The sequence below is a fragment of the Sneathiella litorea genome, from assembly GCF_009882915.1.
Classification (GTDB): domain Bacteria; phylum Pseudomonadota; class Alphaproteobacteria; order Sneathiellales; family Sneathiellaceae; genus Sneathiella; species Sneathiella litorea.
In genome coordinates this window covers 1,336,293-1,352,911 of sequence record NZ_WTUW01000002.1, presented here as the reverse complement: position 1 = coordinate 1,352,911, position 16,619 = coordinate 1,336,293, and the positions used below count along the sequence as shown (strand labels likewise).

At 47.9% G+C, this 16,619-nt stretch carries 16 protein-coding genes; 9 read left to right on the top strand and 7 right to left on the bottom strand.

All coding sequences use genetic code 11. The features are described from left to right. Positions 1 to 111 precede the first annotated feature (111 nt). Entirely contained in the window at positions 112 to 1,029 is a 918-nt protein-coding gene (locus GQE98_RS12895) for an extracellular catalytic domain type 1 short-chain-length polyhydroxyalkanoate depolymerase (RefSeq protein ID WP_161316028.1), read from the bottom strand. A gap of 345 nt (positions 1,030 to 1,374) precedes the next feature. Next, complete coding sequence (locus tag GQE98_RS12890) at positions 1,375 to 2,145, bottom strand: 5-oxoprolinase subunit PxpA (RefSeq protein WP_202526267.1); 771 nt, start codon at positions 2,143 to 2,145, stop codon at positions 1,375 to 1,377. Between the two features lie 113 nt (positions 2,146 to 2,258). Between GQE98_RS12890 and GQE98_RS12885 the strand changes: the two genes are divergently transcribed. Beyond that, positions 2,259 to 3,155, top strand: a complete 897-nt coding sequence (locus tag GQE98_RS12885; RefSeq protein ID WP_343044203.1) for a LysR family transcriptional regulator — start codon at positions 2,259 to 2,261, stop codon at positions 3,153 to 3,155. A gap of 7 nt (positions 3,156 to 3,162) precedes the next feature. Here the strand turns inward: GQE98_RS12885 and GQE98_RS12880 are convergent, their stop codons facing one another. The 4 genes from GQE98_RS12880 to GQE98_RS12865 all read right to left on the bottom strand — a co-directional run bounded on the left by GQE98_RS12880 (position 3,163) and on the right by GQE98_RS12865 (position 7,316). Beyond that, positions 3,163 to 4,665 (bottom strand): tripartite tricarboxylate transporter permease, encoded by a 1,503-nt coding sequence (locus GQE98_RS12880; RefSeq protein WP_161316026.1) that lies wholly within the window; start codon positions 4,663 to 4,665, stop codon positions 3,163 to 3,165. A 3-nt stretch (positions 4,666 to 4,668) separates the two neighbouring features. Continuing rightward, complete coding sequence (locus GQE98_RS12875; RefSeq protein ID WP_161316025.1) at positions 4,669 to 5,109, bottom strand: tripartite tricarboxylate transporter TctB family protein; 441 nt, start codon at positions 5,107 to 5,109, stop codon at positions 4,669 to 4,671. A gap of 17 nt (positions 5,110 to 5,126) precedes the next feature. Next, a complete protein-coding gene (locus GQE98_RS12870; protein WP_161316024.1) occupies positions 5,127 to 6,065 on the bottom strand; it encodes a Bug family tripartite tricarboxylate transporter substrate binding protein in 939 nt (312 codons plus the stop codon). Positions 6,066 to 6,401: 336 nt separating this feature from the next. Next, positions 6,402 to 7,316, bottom strand: a complete 915-nt coding sequence (locus GQE98_RS12865; protein WP_161316023.1) for a pseudouridine-5'-phosphate glycosidase — start codon at positions 7,314 to 7,316, stop codon at positions 6,402 to 6,404. A 284-nt stretch (positions 7,317 to 7,600) separates the two neighbouring features. Here GQE98_RS12865 and GQE98_RS12860 point away from each other — a divergent pair, with 284 nt between their 5' ends. The 6 genes from GQE98_RS12860 to GQE98_RS12835 all read left to right on the top strand — a co-directional run bounded on the left by GQE98_RS12860 (position 7,601) and on the right by GQE98_RS12835 (position 13,853). Further along, complete coding sequence (locus GQE98_RS12860; protein ID WP_161316022.1) at positions 7,601 to 8,857, top strand: amidohydrolase family protein; 1,257 nt, start codon at positions 7,601 to 7,603, stop codon at positions 8,855 to 8,857. A gap of 36 nt (positions 8,858 to 8,893) precedes the next feature. Continuing rightward, a complete protein-coding gene (gene nadC / locus GQE98_RS12855; protein WP_161316021.1) occupies positions 8,894 to 9,787 on the top strand; it encodes a carboxylating nicotinate-nucleotide diphosphorylase in 894 nt (297 codons plus the stop codon). Between the two features lie 173 nt (positions 9,788 to 9,960). Further along, a complete protein-coding gene (locus tag GQE98_RS12850) occupies positions 9,961 to 10,461 on the top strand; it encodes a CinA family protein (protein WP_161316020.1) in 501 nt (166 codons plus the stop codon). 77 nt (positions 10,462 to 10,538) lie between these two features. Continuing rightward, positions 10,539 to 11,468, top strand: coding sequence for a ribose-phosphate pyrophosphokinase (locus GQE98_RS12845; RefSeq protein WP_161316019.1), 930 nt, complete (start codon positions 10,539 to 10,541; stop codon positions 11,466 to 11,468). A gap of 53 nt (positions 11,469 to 11,521) precedes the next feature. Next, on the top strand, positions 11,522 to 12,247 hold the full coding sequence (locus GQE98_RS12840) for an orotidine 5'-phosphate decarboxylase / HUMPS family protein (protein ID WP_161316018.1): 726 nt from the start codon (positions 11,522 to 11,524) through the stop codon (positions 12,245 to 12,247). A 130-nt stretch (positions 12,248 to 12,377) separates the two neighbouring features. Continuing rightward, positions 12,378 to 13,853 carry an aldehyde dehydrogenase family protein gene (locus GQE98_RS12835; RefSeq protein WP_161316017.1) on the top strand — a complete coding sequence of 492 codons (1,476 nt, stop codon included), beginning with the start codon at positions 12,378 to 12,380 and terminating at the stop codon, positions 13,851 to 13,853. Positions 13,854 to 13,888: 35 nt separating this feature from the next. Here the strand turns inward: GQE98_RS12835 and GQE98_RS12830 are convergent, their stop codons facing one another. Beyond that, positions 13,889 to 14,572: a GntR family transcriptional regulator gene (locus GQE98_RS12830; RefSeq protein WP_161316016.1), complete on the bottom strand. Its 684-nt coding sequence runs from the start codon at positions 14,570 to 14,572 to the stop codon at positions 13,889 to 13,891. Between the two features lie 315 nt (positions 14,573 to 14,887). On the opposite strand from GQE98_RS12830, the gene GQE98_RS12825 reads away from it, so the two are divergent. Both GQE98_RS12825 and GQE98_RS18580 read left to right on the top strand, forming a co-directional pair. Beyond that, a complete protein-coding gene (locus GQE98_RS12825) occupies positions 14,888 to 16,012 on the top strand; it encodes a TRAP transporter substrate-binding protein (RefSeq protein ID WP_161316015.1) in 1,125 nt (374 codons plus the stop codon). Between the two features lie 79 nt (positions 16,013 to 16,091). Then, on the top strand, positions 16,092 to 16,616 hold the full coding sequence (locus GQE98_RS18580; RefSeq protein ID WP_161316014.1) for a TRAP transporter small permease subunit: 525 nt from the start codon (positions 16,092 to 16,094) through the stop codon (positions 16,614 to 16,616). Positions 16,617 to 16,619: the final 3 nt, after the last annotated feature.

Here is a 16,619-nt window from a genome sequence, read left to right as displayed (position 1 = left end):
GACATTGTGCTTTAAGGGCGGAATCGAACTGCTGACAGGAAAGTTGCAGGTTCAAGTATCAAGGATATTTGCAATGTGACAATACGGTCAAAGAACCAGAATTCGCCCGCCTTAGTGGATAGAAAGGAAGAATTCGCCGATTAGCTTGTTGGCGTCGACATCGCGGGAAGTAAGGCCGATGACGGTCTGCGGCAGGTACTGTCTTTTGCCAGGCCAAGTATGACCGCCGCCGACGATCCGGTATAGCCGGAGCGGGGCGTTTGTCGCGCAGCCGAACCAATCATACTGTTCCACTCTGGTCCCATCGTTGGCATCCAGGTCAGGCAACAGGGTAACTGCTGGTGTTTTTTCGCACCGGTTGACGCGACGCCAGAAAGCGAGTGTCTCTGCGGTTGGTGTTACCGTCCCGAACGGACCCCATTGCGGAGCCAAAGCCCCGCCATCATAGGGTACGAGCCGATCTTCAGTGCCATTAATGTAGAGCACAGCGAGTGGTTTGGAAGGATGGCAACTGGTGATTAATTCTGGAGTGAGCTGTGCTGTAACGATGGCGATGCCAGAGAATAGTTCAGCCTGCTCGCAGGCCAAACGTTGGCTCATGAGCCCACCATTCGACATTCCGGCGACAAAAATGCGCTTCTCGTTCACCCGGTTGGCTTCAGCGATGGTCTGTCGAATGGCCTTGAGAATAAAGCCGACATCGTCAAAGGCCTGATGGCTTTCACGCCCGTCGTTCCAGCGCCGGTTCAGACCTGAGGGGTAAATCACAATAAATCCGGCTTCCCTTGCAAGCCGATTGAAACGGGTGTAGCGCATCATTGATCTGCCCGAGCCGCCGCCACCGTGGAGAAGTATAACTAGCGGGAGGGGCTTGCCGGGATGTTGCTCAGTTGCCGGTACGAAACGCAGATAAGTACGCTCATTACCATCGTGCTTCAGTATGTGGCTGGATAGGGTTTCCTCTGCAAACGACAATAAAGGAAACAGCATGCAAAGCCCGGCAGCTATCAACTTTGTTATGCGGATCATGTCCTAGAGACCTTCGCCCGAAAAAAAAGCTTTTCTACATTTTCCTTTTAGTTTCTATCCCGGAGTTAATCGTAATTTTGCCCTGCGAGCAATGGAATAGCGATCTCTGGGCGGCATTCGATGTGTCAGAAAAATCGAAAGATTGCATATATGTGCGCCAATCACCCGCACATCAATCTCACAATACTGAATGGTCCTAAAACGAAATAGTGCCTAGAAGGGGGAACAAACCAATGACGTGGTGTGATCGACTGTTAGGGATTAGTGTCGAGTTTTCAGCATGCCACTGTTCATATTTTTGCTTTTCCCCTGATGCTTTGACATGCCGTCAGTAGGAAACCGACATTACTGGATAATGTCGGTAATCGGTAAAATATCAAAATTATTGATATTGAGAACAGAATGAATTTCTTTAGCAAGTTCAACGGCAGTCGGTTCATCGCCGTGTAAACAAAAGGTATCGACGTCCGTTGGAATTCGTTTGCCATTCACACTGAATATTGCGCCTTCCTCAAGAATTCTGAGGACATGAGCCGCAGCGAATTTGGGGTCAGTAATGACAGCGTCAGCCGAGTCTCTTGAGAGCATTTTCCCATTATCGTCATATCTGCGATCTGCATATGCTTCCTTGGCAACTCTCAACCCAAGTTCCTCGCCTGCCTTCGCCATAGCCGATTTACAATTAGCAAAAAAGATAAGGTCTCTATCGGCTGCTTTAATGCCTCTGCCGATAGCTCGGGCGACTTCAATGTCATCATGTGCAACATTATTCAAAGCACCATGAGGCTTTACGTGATGTACACTTGCCCCTTGAGACTGTGCGAGCGCTTGTAGGGCCCCGATTTGATATGTTACCAAATATTCTATATCGCGCACGGCCATGTTCATTGCCCGCCTGCCAAACCCCCATATGTCATTGAAGCCCGGATGGGCACCAATGCTCGTTTCATGGCAGATTGCGTTCGTTACTGTTTGTGCCATGACGGTTGGGTCGCCAGCATGCATGCCGCATGCGATATTTGCCGATGTAATGAAGGGCATAAGGCTTGAATCACTTCCGATTTTAAAGCGTCCATAACTTTCACCCATATCTGCGTTCAAACATATTTTTTTCAATTCAATACTCCTTTGGTGTCAAAATGAGCATTTAGTGGCTTGCTGTCCAATGCATTTAAAGGGTAGGTTTTAATGCTTAATTTGCATAAAAAATGCCCGTTGGAGACTGAGAATTGTTTGAGTTGAGAGAAATCCGGAATTTTGTGGCCGTGGCTGAAAGAATGAACGTTTCTGTTGCGGCGAAAGAGGTAAATTTAAGTCAACCAGCGCTTTCAAGGCAGATACAGTCCCTTGAAAAAAAATTGGGAGTGTCGCTATTCGAGCGAATTGGCAAGCGCATTCTGCTTACAGCGGAGGGTGAAGAGTTTCTGGGGCATGCTGCGGAGCTGCTTGACAAAGCCCAGGAGCTGATTAATCGAGCGCATGGTATGGAAAAAGGCCATAGCGGTCTTCTTCGGGTGGGGGCGTCACCGCAAACAATAGCATGGCTTATTTCACCGGCGATGGCAGAGTTTCGGGAAATACGGCCGAATGTTAAATTGATTGTCTCTGAAGGTCATAATGATGAGTTGGTCGAAATGATTGAGCATGGCGCGGTCCACATTTCGATAGCATGCTTAGGGATTAATAACGTTCTGGTAGGCAAAAAGCTCTTTACGGCCCAGTTATATGCCGTGTTACCGTTGGGGCATCCTCTGGAGCAAAGAAAGACAATTACGATTTCCGAGATCGCGTCGGACATCCTTCTTATTTTGAGTCGTGGCTTCCTAACCCGGCATATATTTGATCAAACTTGCGCGGCTCATGGAATTCGTCCGAAAATACTGCTCGAGAGTGACAGTACCCATACACTTATATCGTTGGCAAAAGATGGGCATGGTATTGCTATCGTTTCATCTTCAGCCGGTGACACAGCCGGCAGAACCCGCACAATTCCGATTGTTTCGGATCTGTGCAGAACTGAGGCAGAGGTCGCCGCGATATGGAATCCGAACCGCTATAGACCTGCCAGCCTGGGAACCTTTGTTGAAATCCTGGCCAAGCATAGTGGGGCGGCATTTGGGGGATAAGCTAACCTTAAACGCTTTTTTTCCACTTCAGTTTTTTTGGCTTGAGAAAGGCAACGGCTGAAATAAGAGCTGCCAGGAGGAAAAAACTTGCGATCGGATGGTCAATTATTTTTGTGACATCATGGTTTGTTACAATCAAAGCTTGCCTTAGGGATAGCTCGAATAATGGTCCGACAACAAATCCAATAAGAAATGTGATAACTGAATATCCAAATCGCTGCATTACAAACCCAACGACTCCAAGCGCTATCATGGCAAAGACTGAGAAGGCTGTATCTGCTTCGAGATATGCGCCGACGGTACAAAAAAGTACGATAAACGGAATAATAATACTTGCCGGAACAGACGCTATCTTGGCAAAGAAATTAAGACCTATTCGGCCTACAATCAGCATAAAGATGCTGGCGATTATCATTGATACATATATGCCATAAATCAGCCGCGGATGTTCTACAAAGATGAGCGGGCCGGGCACAACGCCGTGCAACATGAAAGCCGCGACCAGAATTGCCGCAGATACACTTCCGGGCAAACCGATGGCAAAGAGCGGAATTAAGCTGGCAGGTAGTACCGCATTGTCCGCCGCCTCACTCGCGGCTACCCCTTTAATGTCGCCCTTACCAAATTGATCGCCTTCGCGCGCTGTTTGCTTGGCAATTGCATAGGATAGAAATGCGCCAATTGTCGGGCCCAGGCCAGGAATTACTCCGGCTGATATGCCAATTCCAGTAGACTTTATTGTCGTTGGCAGTATGCGACGAATATCTTTCCAGAATAGGCGTTTTTCTTTCTCTTTTGTTGTAGGTTCGCTTTTTATGTGCTTGTTTCGGTCCTTGGCAACAAATGCCTCTGCCTGGTTCAACATCTCTGTGAATGCAAGCATACCCACTGTAGCGGCCATCAATGGAATTCCGTCAAACAGTTCTACCATGCCAAATGTGAGCCTAGGGGTAGCGCTTTCCGGATCTAGTCCAATTGTCGCTAGGAAAATACCGAAAATACCGGAAATTAAGCCTCGTGATATTGATGCGCCAGAAAGTGCAGAAATAAATGTAAGTGCGAATATCATTACGCATGTCATCTCGACGGGGCCCATCTTGAGCGCAAAGCTCGCGAGAGGGGCAGCGAGTACAATCAAAATGATGGTGGCAACAATATCCCCGAAAACTGACGTATAGAGCGCCACTTTAAGTGCTCGCGTTGCTTCACCTTTTTGCGACAACGGGTATCCATCAAAGCAAGTCGCAGCAGAGCTGGGCTCTCCGGGTGTATTGAGAAGTATCGCGCCAGTTGCCCCGCCCGCTGCGCTGGCTTTTGTAACGCCAACTAAAAAAGCAATCGCAGCTATGGGAGACATGGAATAGGTAATTGGCACTGCAATTGCGAGGGCCGCTGGCCGACTTAATCCGGGGAGAACGCCGACAGCATAACCCAGCAAGATGCCGCCTAATACAGCGATCATTGCGCCGAAGGTAAAGGCGTCTGATGCCCCCTGTAAAAATAATTCCATGTTTTAGAGACCTGACCATTCAACGAATAAAAGCAGAAAGACGGCAGAGACCATTATCGTTACGAGATTAGGTATTCGTCGTTCTCCGATAACGATAGAAATGAGTACTGCAACTACCGCGCCACCAGTGACAAGCCCAACTGTGTCGATCAATATTGTGCCGACGATAGTAGACGCCACTATTGCAGACGGAATTCCAAGGCCTTGTTGTCGTTTGTCAGTTTTTTCTGTTCGGAGAAATGATGAAAAAAACTGCAATATGGCCAGCATCGCGATACTAACCACACACACTGTAGGGACCATTGACGGAGATAATCCAAAGTTATCACTCGGTTCGGTTTGCGAAGGAATAATCCAAAATAGTGTGACTAAGCTTAAGCCGCCAACAATCAAGAGTTCAAAAAAAGCCTGCAACGTAGGCTGCAGGCTTTCTTCGGGTTTCAACTTATCTCTCACTTAACTTACTTGAGGGCGTCTGCATATTGAGCGCTTTGCTCTCTGATTTGTTTATCGATGTCATCGCCTGTCAAAACGAAGCTACCCATATTCCGCGTCGCCAATAATTTAAGAACTTCCGGAGCTTTAGAAGCTGCCTTGAATGCATCAACCAGCTTTGCTTTTACTTCCTTGGGAAGGTTAGCCGGGGCAAGATACAAGACCATATTTACGCTGGATATATCATAGCCAAGTTGTTCTAGGGTTGGAGTATCTTCGAATCCGGGAATAGGCTGTTTTCCGAGACCTGCGAGCACATGGAGGTTGCCGGCTTTAGCCTGAGAATAATATGCGCCTGAACTATAGGCAAAATCAACATGCCCCCCGAGAGTCTGCGCGACTGCTTCCGCACCGCCTTTTGTTGGCACGGGTTTAATAACTATACCCTCGCTTTTGGCAATATTTGCCAACACGACTTTGTCCAGAGAGGTTGTCGAAGCGTAGGTTACGCCATCAGGACTTTCCTTCGCATATTTCACAACATCTGCGAAAGTTTTCCAGTTTTTGCTGGGAAGAGCCACTAAAGCTTCGGGGAATACGCCGAATGCAGCTACATATTCAAAGTCATCAATATCATAGGATAGTTTGCTGGAATGCGGATCAAATGAAATGGTTGTAGAAATAGTTGCCGCTAACGAATAGCCATCATTGGGCATTGCCTTCAAGGCGGTAGCGGCGAGAGCTCCGCCGGCTCCTGGCTTGTTCTTGACTACGATCGGTTGCCCAAGACTGGCCGCAAGCGCCTCAGATGCAGCGCGGGTAATTGAGTCTACGCCACCGCCGGCACCGAAGCCAACTGTTATGGTTACTGGCTTCTCGGGATATTCAGCTCTTGCAGGAGCGGAGACGGCAAGTACTGTGAAGGCAATTCCGACTGCCACAAGTGACTTTTTTAAGGTGCTCATATAAAATTCCTTTCTTACCTGCTTCCTATAACAGTCGAAGCAACGGCGAAATTGCCGTATCGACAATAAAAGCAAACGCTTGCTATGCTGTCCAATGCATTTATAAGTCACGTTTCTATGCAGATTATGCATAATTGTTTATTGCTTGTATTGTCTATTGCCTTCAGATTCTTCCTATAACGTCAGTAATATTAATGATATAGCCGAAGGTGTCTGCTTGAGTAGAACCGTTCGCGCCGTCTATTACTGCAGATAGGCTTGGCGCTGATAGGAATGCAGCAGATCAAGCGGAAGATGATAAACTGTGAGTATTTCTTATCAGATTTTCCCTATATATCAGACGTCATCCACAGCTGAAGATGCCAGTGCAACAGCCAACCTTCCTGATAGTTTCAGCGATTCCGCAAAAGCGAATTCAGCTAAGCGTTCTAACTCCCCGTCGCTTCTTTCCGCTAGGTATTTCTGCAGAAATGGAGTCACGGCCTTACCCACAACACCTTGTTTTTCTGCGGCATCAATTGCGCTATTGACCAACTCATTTATAGCGCCATGATCTACTGCTTTTGCTTCGGCCGACAAATCAGCGACAACGACAGCCCCGCCACTCAATTCAAGGTCCCACTTTTTATTCAGCATTTTTGCGATCTGCATCGGCTCATCCATACGACATTCGAGTGGCAGGTTCGAGCGGGTGTAGTAACCTGTGAACTCATTGGTACCGCAGCCAATGACAGGGACATTCTTCGTTTCCAGGTACTCCAATGTCTTGGGTAAATCCAATATTGCTTTTGCGCCAGAGCAAGCAACAACAACATCGTCCTCGGTCAATGCCTCAAGATCAGAAGAAATATCAAGTGATGAATGCACTTCACGATGCACGCCACCAATTGCGCCGGTAACTACAGTGCGGATACCTGCTCTTCTGGCCATAAACATAGTTGCGGATACGGTGGTTAAACCGGATTTTTGCTCGGAGCACATATAGGGAATATCACGACGGCCTGTCTTCAACGGATCTAACTCGAATGCCAATTGTTCGCATTCTTCAATTCCGGCTCCGATTACGAGTTCACCTTTTATGATGGCACAAACTGCCGGGGTTACGCCCAGTTTCCCAAGTATATCCATGGCGGTATTATACTTCGCTAGTCGGATATCTTTGTCGCCGGTGGATCGAATTATCGCAGATTCTATCGCGACGACTGGGGTGTTTCTTTCTAGCGCATTCTGAACTTCATCACTTACTCTCATTAGTCATCTTCTCCGTTAAATAATTAAAAACAAACCTTGTTTTAGGAGCATCGGCCTGCTTCGAGGCACTCATGCACCATTTTCCTTTTCGACGCTGTGTGACAGGGCGAGCAAGACGTCCGACCCATTGTCTGTTGCTGAAAAATTTCTTTGCAGAATTCCCAATATAGATATTTCCGCTGAAACAGTTGCATAATTCATTTTCGTATGTAATATATCACAAACATACAGCAATATATATCATTATTCAGGATGGTGTATATCATTGTCAGGTGGAGGACAAATTGAAAGCGATAGTGGGTGGTACGGTCATTGATGGCTTTGGGGGCGATCCAGTTAAGAACGGGGTTGTGTTGCTCGAGGGCAACCGGATCGTAAATGTGGGTTCCGAAAAATCTATTACGGTCCCAACAGGAGCGGAGGTGATTGATGCGGGCGGGCATACTGTCCTGCCGGGGATAGTCGATTGTCATGTTCATGGGACATACAGGTCGCGGGATATGCGGCAGCATCTCCTGAATACTCCGACTTACAATGTTTTGCGCTCAACCCATATTCTCGAAGAGACGTTGGCCTGTGGCGTCACCACTGCCCGGGATATGGGCGGGGCCGATGCGGGTTTTCGGGAAGCCATTAATGACGGGTTCGTTATCGGCCCGCGTTTGCTCATTTCTATAGTCATGATGTCGCAAACAGGTGGGCACGGCGATTATTGGGTCCCGGCTGGTATGCAAGTTCCGAAACGGCGGTGGCTACCAAGCCCAATAGCGGATGGAACAGATGGCGTTCGTAAGCTTGTGCGCCAAATCTTGGCGGCCGGAGCCGATTTCATAAAAATTTGTGCAACCGGTGGAATTACTTCCGTTTCCGACAGTTGGGATGAGCCACAATACACTGTTGAAGAGCTGTCGGTTGCCGTGGCGGAAGCGGCGGCAAAGCGTAAGCGCGTTGCGGTCCATGCTGAGGGCCTTGATGGAATTCGCTCAGCATTAGCGGCTAATGCTCACTCACTCGAACATGGCTGGTTCATTGACGAAGAGTCAATTGACACGATGATCAAAAAAGGAACCTGGTGGGTACCTACGCTCGCACTGGTCCCGTCAGCCTTGAAAAAAAGAGAGGTCGATACGCAGTGGGCCGCTCAGCAGATGGGTGAGGAAGAGAAAAAAGAAGCGCAAATCAATGAGCGCCTGCAGACGGAGCAGGTTCCGATTTGGAAAGAAGCCGTTCGGCGCGGTGTAAAAATTGCAATGGGTACGGACCAATCGCATCGACTATTAGTCGGGGAAAATCTCGTCGAGCTTGAAGCCATGGTCGATATGCTTGGTATGTCTCCCATGGAAGTATTGGTGGCATCGACCACCAAGGCTGCGGAATGCATTGAAAGAGATGATGTGGGTGCGCTTGAGCCGGGTCGCTTGGCGGATGTGCTGGTGGTAGATGGTGACCCACTTAGCGACATTAAGGTTTTACAGGATCGGGCACGCCTAAAGCTCGTGATGAAAGATGGTGTGGCCTACACAAACACTCTCGGCAACTGATCTCAATTTATTACTTTTTTGATAGGGGAAATTAACATGCAAATTAATAGCTTCATGGTACGGCCGCTTGTTGAAGCCGGGTTGAGGGAAGAGTTGTCTGCTGGCGATACAACTGGTGGGTTTCTTGTTACCAACGATGATCCGATTCAAAGTGGGCAAATCTATGTAAAAGGAAACGGTATCGTATGCGGTCTTCTGTTGGCGGAGGAAACAATCCGCTTGATCGAGCCTGACGCTGAAATCGAGTATATGGCGAAGGACGGAGATGTTGTGTCGCCGGGAGATGTGTTGCTCAAGATCACAGCGAAAACCTCAACTTTCTTTGCTATTGAGCGGGCCGCTCTTGATTGGGTCCAGCAGCTTTCAGGTATCGCAACGAAAACGCGCCGATATGTAGATCTGGTCAGCCATACCAATGTTCGCGTCACTGATACACGGAAGGGGTGGCCGGGTCTGCGGATGATCCAGAAGTATGCGGTGAGGACTGGTGGCGCGTATAATCACATCTTTAATCTGAGTAACTGTGTCCTCATTAAAGATAACCACATTAAGAGTGCCGGAGGCGTTGCAGAAGCAATCAGCGCAATTCGAAGCCGTGCACAGCATACCTTCAAGTTTGAGATTGAATGCGAGACCATGGAAATGGTTGAGGAGGCGCTTAAATGCGGCGTCGAGGTTATCATGTTTGACAATATGGATCTGGGTGAAATGAAAGAGGCCCTGAAGATTGTAAATGGCCGTGCCATTACGGAAGCATCGGGCGGTATTAATGAATCAACGATTGTCCCCATTGCTGAAACCGGCGTGGACATCATCTCGGTGGGAGATATTACACATAGCGTCTCTGCGTTGGATGCAAGCCTGGACATCCAGGACATGAAGCCCAGCGCAATCCGTACTATTCAACGTCTGGGGGGCGCTGCGGTTTAATCACTTTGATGCAAATTGTCTTTTCAAGGTGGTGCAACGCGGATACCGCATTAGGAAATCACCAACCCCTTGAAAAGACGACTGCATAATTCCGATTTGCCTGTTTCGCCTATCCTAACCAAAGAAGCAGAGCAATTGGAAGGCTCTCACAAATCCAATTGAATGGAGGCACCATGTTCTCTGAGAAACATAAAACTCTTGCGGCAAAAGCACTTGATGGGGCTGTTGCCAAGGGAGTTCGCATTACAACCGTTGAGACAGTTACGTCGGGGTTGGTTGCGGCATGCATTACATCCGTTTCCGGTGCATCGAAAACTTTCGAACGGGGATTCATTCTGTATCACGACTCTGCCAAGGCAACCGGTTTGGGGGTTGATGAGCAAATACCGGCAAAATTTGGTGCGGTTAGCGCCGAAGTCACAAAGGCTTTGGCCGAAGGCGGATTAGCAAATTCCGGTGCGGGTATATGCGTATCTGTAACAGGGTACGCAGGGCCGGGGGGCGGGAATGCGAAAGATCCGGTCGGCACATGTTATATCGCGGTCGCCAAGGAAGGTGGGGAAACGAAGGTTATACGATCTCAGTTTTCCGGTGATCGAAATGATGTCCGGTTGTCCGCTGTTGCCGATGCGCTTGATCTTTTGGGCCAGAGCTTAGCCGACGTGTCGGATTGAATATCCTTTAGGGCAAGTTGAGGTTCTTAAACCATTGCCAACTTGCACCCTGAAAAATCGAAAAGTGAAAGACGATTATGAAAATTTTCTCGGGCACCGCCAGTACTGATCTGGCAAAGAGTATCTGCTCTTATATTGGAACGAATTTGGGACAAACACAGGTTTCCCGCTTTTCGGATCAAGAAATTTTCGTCGAGATAGGCGAAAATGTCAGGGGTCAGGAAGTATTTGTAATACAGTCTACCTCCGCACCTGCGAATGAAAACCTCATGGAGTTATTGATAACGGTTGATGCGCTCAGGCGCGGATCGGCTAAATCAATAACAGCGGTTGTTCCCTACTTTGGCTATGCGAGGCAAGATCGAAAAACAAGCCCGCGTTCTCCAATTACGGCAAGACTGGTGGCGAAAATACTGGCAGAGGCGGGAATCAATCGGTTATTGACGTTGGATCTGCATGCAAACCAAATACAGGGCTTCTTCGATGTTCCGGTTGATAATCTCTATGCAATGCCGGAATTCGTTCGCCACGCCAAAGCAAGACTAAAAACTGAAATACCATTAGTGGTTTCTCCAGATGTTGGCGGTGTGGTCAGGGCTCGGGCTTTTGCCAAGAAGCTGGGCGCTGATATTGCAATCATTGATAAACGCCGTGAGCGAGCGAATGTTTCAGAGGTTATGAATATCATTGGTGACTGCGGCGATCGCCATTGCATTCTAATCGATGATATGGCCGACACAGCAGGAACGCTGTGCAAGGCAGCAGATGCGTTGCTGGAGAAGGGTGCGAAAAGTGTGATTGGTTACGTAACGCATGGTGTCTTTTCTGGTCCGGCGTTGGAAAGAATTGAGGCATCGAAGTTATCAAGCCTATTTGCTACGGACAGTATTAATGCCAGTGCCCACAGTGATTGCGAAAAGATCAAAGTGATCACAATGGCCAATTTGCTTGGTGAGGCGATTGTAAGAATTGGGGATTCCCGTTCAGTATCCAGTCTTTTTGACTGACGGGCAGAGTGATTTTTTGGAAATTTGGTGAAACTTATTAAAGGTCAATGAAAATGGATAAGCGTCTTTCAGAGCATGATTGGGGAATAATTGTCGCACTGGACATTGAGGATTTCGAGGAGACATTAGACCTTGTTCGAAAAGTTGATAAAGTTGAAGGGGTGATCGGATACAAAGTCGGGCTAACCTCCGTTCTCCATCTCGGCATAGTGGAAGCTGTTCGCCGAATTCGAGCGGAGACCGATCAATTCCTGGTTTACGATCATCAAAAGGCGGGCCCGGATATGGCGGATATGGGGCCAAAATTTGGCGCTATGTGCGCAAAGTCCGATATCGATGGTTTGATCCTATTCCCAATGGCGGGGCCAACCGCAACATCAATGTTTGTTAAAGGCGCGATAGACAATAATCTGTTGCCTTTGGTTGGGGGGCAAATCCCACATTCAGATTACCTTGTGTCTGGCGGTGGTTATGTCGCTGACGATGCCCTCGATCGGATTATGAGTGACGCGGCAGCAGCCGGGGCAACGAGCTTTATTCTTCCGGCAAATGAAAAGGAGGCCAATCGAAAAAGGGCCGAATGGGTTGCAGGTAACGTTGAAGATGGACGTATGTTTGTAACCGGGATCGGCCCACTTGGGGGCGGTATCACCGAGTCTTTCAAGCTGGTTGAGGCAGTTAAACGTCGCTATGCAATTATTGGCAGATCTATTACGGCTGCCAATGATCCGGCAGAGGCCGCAAAAAAACTGGTTGATGAAGCTCACTCAGCATTGTGAGCAGAAACAAATTTCCGTCACCCTGGCGGGTCATCGGCCCGCCGTGACGCATTCTATCTAGTCTACTCCAAGTCTAATCAAAGCAGATGCTGTGGCTATAAACTGGCTACGTATAAACTCAAGAGAGCTTATGATGATTAAATTCGAAGACGGCACAGAAATCGGGAACAAGTCCTTTGTAGATGGGGAAAGTGTTGCATCGGGCAGTCTTGACTCTGTCAGGGTCTTTGACCCTTCGACGAACAATGTTGTAGGTGAGTATTATGAGGCATCTGCGGAGATTGTCGATGCTGCGGTGGATGCCGCGACAAGAGCTTTCAAGGCGGAGGAATGGCGATCAGCGCATATCTCTAAACGCAGCAGAGTTCTTAATGCAATTGCAAACCGCATTGAATCCGATGCAGATCGTATCGCATTAATAGAGTCAATTGATACGGGGAAACCGTTGCTTGCTGCCCGCAAAGAAGTTATCGGGGCGGCAAATGTCTATCGTTATTATGCCGGAGCGATTGACAAGTTTTATGGAGAAACCTTACCTCTATCGGGTAATCTCTTGTCAATGACGCTGCATGACCCTGTTGGGGTGGCGGCTCTAATCGTACCATGGAACTTTCCATTCCTGGCCATTGCATGGAAGCTTGCACCGGCTATCGCTGCAGGTTGCACTACCGTTCTGAAACCTTCCCCTCTTACAGTTTGTTCGGCGTTATATTTGGTAGATATTATTAAGGATATTGATGTTCCCGATGGTGTCATTAACGTGGTCTTGGGTGGGCAAGCTGTCGGAGAGGCATTAACGTCTAACAAGAAAGTTTCAAAGATTTCGTTTACTGGATCCACTGCAGTTGGATCTGCCATTACGCGAAACACCGCTGATCGATTGCCGCATCTGACACTTGAGCTAGGTGGGAAGAGCCCGTCCATAATCTTTGCTGATACAGAGATTGGTGCTGTTGCGCATGTAACGGCAAGAGCTTCATTTGGAAATACAGGGCAGTCTTGTTCAGCGCGCACACGAATTCTAGTGCAAGAAAGTATCTTTGATGAGTTCGAAGACGCTTTTGTGAACGCTACAAAGAGTATAAAAATCGGAAGCCCCCGGGTTGCCGGAACTGAAATAGGTCCGCTAATTAGTCCTGAGCATATGGTGCGCGTACAGGGGTTCTTTGACCGTGCTAAAGCAAGTGGTGCGCGGCATGTGTTCGGGGGAGAGAAGCCTGAGGGTTTAGCGCAGGGTAACTATATGGTTCCTGCAATATTTACCTCCGTTGGTCGTGGGGATGAGCTTTTTCGTGAAGAGGTTTTCGGGCCGATTGCGGTCTTAGTTCCCTTTTCGGATGAGGCTCAGGCTATAGAAATTGCGAATGACAGCAGTTATGGATTGAATTCGTCCGTTTGGACGACGAATGCTTCGCGGGCGATACGGGTCGCTAAATCTCTGGAATGCGGGTCGGTGAGTGTCAATGGGCAGCCTAGCATGAGCGAGAACGGTGTATATATGCCGTTTGGAGGTTACAAACAATCCGGAATAGGGCGTGAACTGGCTATGCATGGCATAGAGGCATTCACGCACACGAAATCCATATACTTAAGTTTAGAGAGCTAGCTCGTTACACCAAATGCGCCGAGGGGGCCGGCATCTTAATACCGGCCGCCCGATGCGACGCTCTCGTGGGTCATTTCACCAATATAATCCAAAAGATCATCCAGTGCTTTAGTCGCTGACTCGGCATCTGAATTTGCAACTGCCTTGGCGATATTAGAATGCATTTTGGCGGTGGCTTGAACGTCAACAAAACTCTTGTGGTATCGAAACCAGAAACGCCGGGTCAAGCCACTCATCGACTGAAGGCTTTTTTTCGCAAATTCGTTGCGTGCGGCACTATAGATCAGTTTATCCATTTGCTGATCCAGCTTGATAAAGGAATTCGGGTCCGCCGATTCCCCTGCCTCGTCAAGTGCGTTTGCAAGTGACAAAAGCTCCTCCCTCTCTTCTGGCGTTGCTCTTTCACACGCAAGGCGAACAACGAGTCTCTCAACTTCCCGGCGAAATTCGAGCATTCTAAAATGCTGATTTACGTCAATGTCAGTGATGATCACACCCTTGCGCGGGATAATTGAGACAAGGCCTTCGTGAGATAGCTTTATTAATGCTTCGCGGATTGGTGTACGTCCAATTTCAAGTTCTTTCGACAACGCCTGTTCTGAAAGAATTGAGCCTGGGGCAATGTCCAGAGTTACTATTAGTTCTTCAAGTTCCTCGTAGGCTTTCTGAACAAGGCCCAAATTTGATGAGTTTGAAAACATTAAGCGATCAACTGCCATCTTGATATTCCCTTTATTCTTGTCGCGCCGCCACTTCGAATGCATGTCAGGCGTGTAAACTATACGTAGTATTTATTTTTCTTGTCTGACACCAGATCGATCGGCTGCAGGCACTCTATTCCCGGTTCATACATAATCTATTAGTGATAAGGCAACAATGGGATTTTTAATATATTTTAAATTTAAATCACCAAATTTCCAATTGACAACATGTGATATATCATAATAACGTTTTTGAATATGTTAGGGCGGCAGAGATAAGACGGGCAGAGGAATTACGTTCCTCACAATGCCATAAATCAGGAAATTTCAGGAATGGAGAAGAGCGATATGGAAGACAAGTTTAACCGTCGAGGCAGTATTAAGGCTGTTGCAGGTGCGTTTGCGGCGACAGCGGTTGCATCCAGTTTTCCGGCACCCGCAATTGCAAGCGGCGTTCGGGAATGGGTGATGGTATCCACCTTTCCAAAGGGATCGCCGGGTCTTCAGCAAAGCGGTGCCAATGTTGCAAAGAACATTGAGGAACTATCCGGGGGCAGAATTAAGGTGAAAGCCTTTGGGGCTGGAGAACTAGTCCCGGCCATGGAAACCTTCGACGCTGTGCGCGAGAATAAAGCTCAACTCGGAAATTCCATGCCTTATTTTTGGACGGGCAAAGATAAACTCGCTAGCTTCTTTAGCGCTGCGCCCGGAGGGTTGACAGCTGAAGAGCAGGCTGCGTGGCTGTATCACGGCGGCGGGCAAGAGCTCTGGGATGAGGTCTATGCGCAGTATAACCTTAAAGGTCTCATGACAGGTGCATTCGGTAGCCAGCAAGCTGGCTGGTTTAACAAAGAAATTAATTCTCTGGATGATTTGCAGGGTCTTAAAATCCGTATACCGGGATTGGCTGGTGAGGTTTTAGGTCGCTTGGGTGCTTCTCCAACAATGCTGCCACTTGGCGAAGTAGTTGGTGCGCTTCAGGCAGGTACGATCGACGCGGCTGAGTTTATTGGCGGCTGGGTCGATTTGGCATTCGGTTTCCCAAAGGTTGCTAAATACTTCTATGGTCCGGGTTTCCATGAGCCGGGGTCCACAGAAGAACTGTTGATTAACCTTGATGAATGGAATGATCTCGAAGACGACTTGAAGACTGTGGTGCAGCATGCTTGTCGATCCGAATATGCGCAACATTCAGCGCTCTTCACCTATCATCAGCCAATGGCGCTCAAGAAAATTGTGGAAGAGTACGATGTTCAGGTCAAACCTTTTCCGGATGAGGTCATGGAAGCCATTTTCAAAACATCCAACGAATTGATGTTGGAAATCGGTGATTCCAGTGATCTTGCAAGGCGTATCTATAAAAGTTGGGATGGGTACCGTCAGGCTCGCATTCAGTTTGGTGATAACCAAACATTGGGCTTGTTAAAATGGCGTTCCGCAGTGGCTGAGAAAGCCTAGTGCTAACTGAAAGCGCCGTGGAATCATTCTGGGTTTCACGGCGCATTTCTCCTGCTTAGAAATTTGAAAGCTCCTCTAAATGCTCGGTAAGCAACTACCCCAAATATCTGGCCAGATCGTAAACTGGACCGCGTTGAAAGTCCGCTGGTTGACAGTCGCAATTGTCCTGTTGGGTGTTACGAATGTTTTCCTAAGGTACGGATTAAGTCTTTCCTACGCCTGGATACAGGACTTGGTTGTTTATTTTCATGTGGCAGTATTCATGGTTGGTGGAGCGTATATCTCCATAAAAGATGGTCACGTACGAATTAATATATTCTATTCAAATTTCAGTAATAAGGTAAAAAAATACATAAATTCAATTACCTATATTGTAATAGTTGCTCCATTTTTTATCTATCTACATTATGCGGCTTACAATTACGTTATAAATTCATGGAAAATACTAGAGGCATCATCCAGTTACGGCGGTTTAGATGCCATTTTTATTCTTAAGACATTTATCTGGATATTTTCATATCTGATGGTTTTTGCCTCCATTTACGTAGCCTTTGGGAATGCGACGTCAGAGGAAGCCCCCCACACGAATGAAGAGCATATTTAGGAA

Excerpts from the sequence above, each read along its gene's own strand:
- GQE98_RS12895 (WP_161316028.1), bottom strand. The coding sequence starts at position 1,029 with ATGATCCGCATAACAAAGTTGATAGCTGCCGGGCTTTGCATGCTGTTT.
- nadC (WP_161316021.1), top strand. The coding sequence starts at position 8,894 with ATGCAAATTAATAGCTTCATGGTACGGCCGCTTGTTGAAGCCGGGTTG.
- GQE98_RS12845 (WP_161316019.1), top strand. The coding sequence starts at position 10,539 with ATGAAAATTTTCTCGGGCACCGCCAGTACTGATCTGGCAAAGAGTATC.
- GQE98_RS18580 (WP_161316014.1), top strand. The coding sequence starts at position 16,092 with ATGCTCGGTAAGCAACTACCCCAAATATCTGGCCAGATCGTAAACTGG.
- GQE98_RS12840 (WP_161316018.1), top strand. The coding sequence starts at position 11,522 with ATGGATAAGCGTCTTTCAGAGCATGATTGGGGAATAATTGTCGCACTG.
- GQE98_RS12865 (WP_161316023.1), bottom strand. The coding sequence starts at position 7,316 with ATGAGAGTAAGTGATGAAGTTCAGAATGCGCTAGAAAGAAACACCCCA.
- GQE98_RS12870 (WP_161316024.1), bottom strand. The coding sequence starts at position 6,065 with ATGAGCACCTTAAAAAAGTCACTTGTGGCAGTCGGAATTGCCTTCACA.
- GQE98_RS12850 (WP_161316020.1), top strand. The coding sequence starts at position 9,961 with ATGTTCTCTGAGAAACATAAAACTCTTGCGGCAAAAGCACTTGATGGG.
- GQE98_RS12825 (WP_161316015.1), top strand. The coding sequence starts at position 14,888 with ATGGAGAAGAGCGATATGGAAGACAAGTTTAACCGTCGAGGCAGTATT.
- GQE98_RS12880 (WP_161316026.1), bottom strand. The coding sequence starts at position 4,665 with ATGGAATTATTTTTACAGGGGGCATCAGACGCCTTTACCTTCGGCGCA.
- GQE98_RS12830 (WP_161316016.1), bottom strand. The coding sequence starts at position 14,572 with ATGGCAGTTGATCGCTTAATGTTTTCAAACTCATCAAATTTGGGCCTT.
- GQE98_RS12835 (WP_161316017.1), top strand. The coding sequence starts at position 12,378 with ATGATGATTAAATTCGAAGACGGCACAGAAATCGGGAACAAGTCCTTT.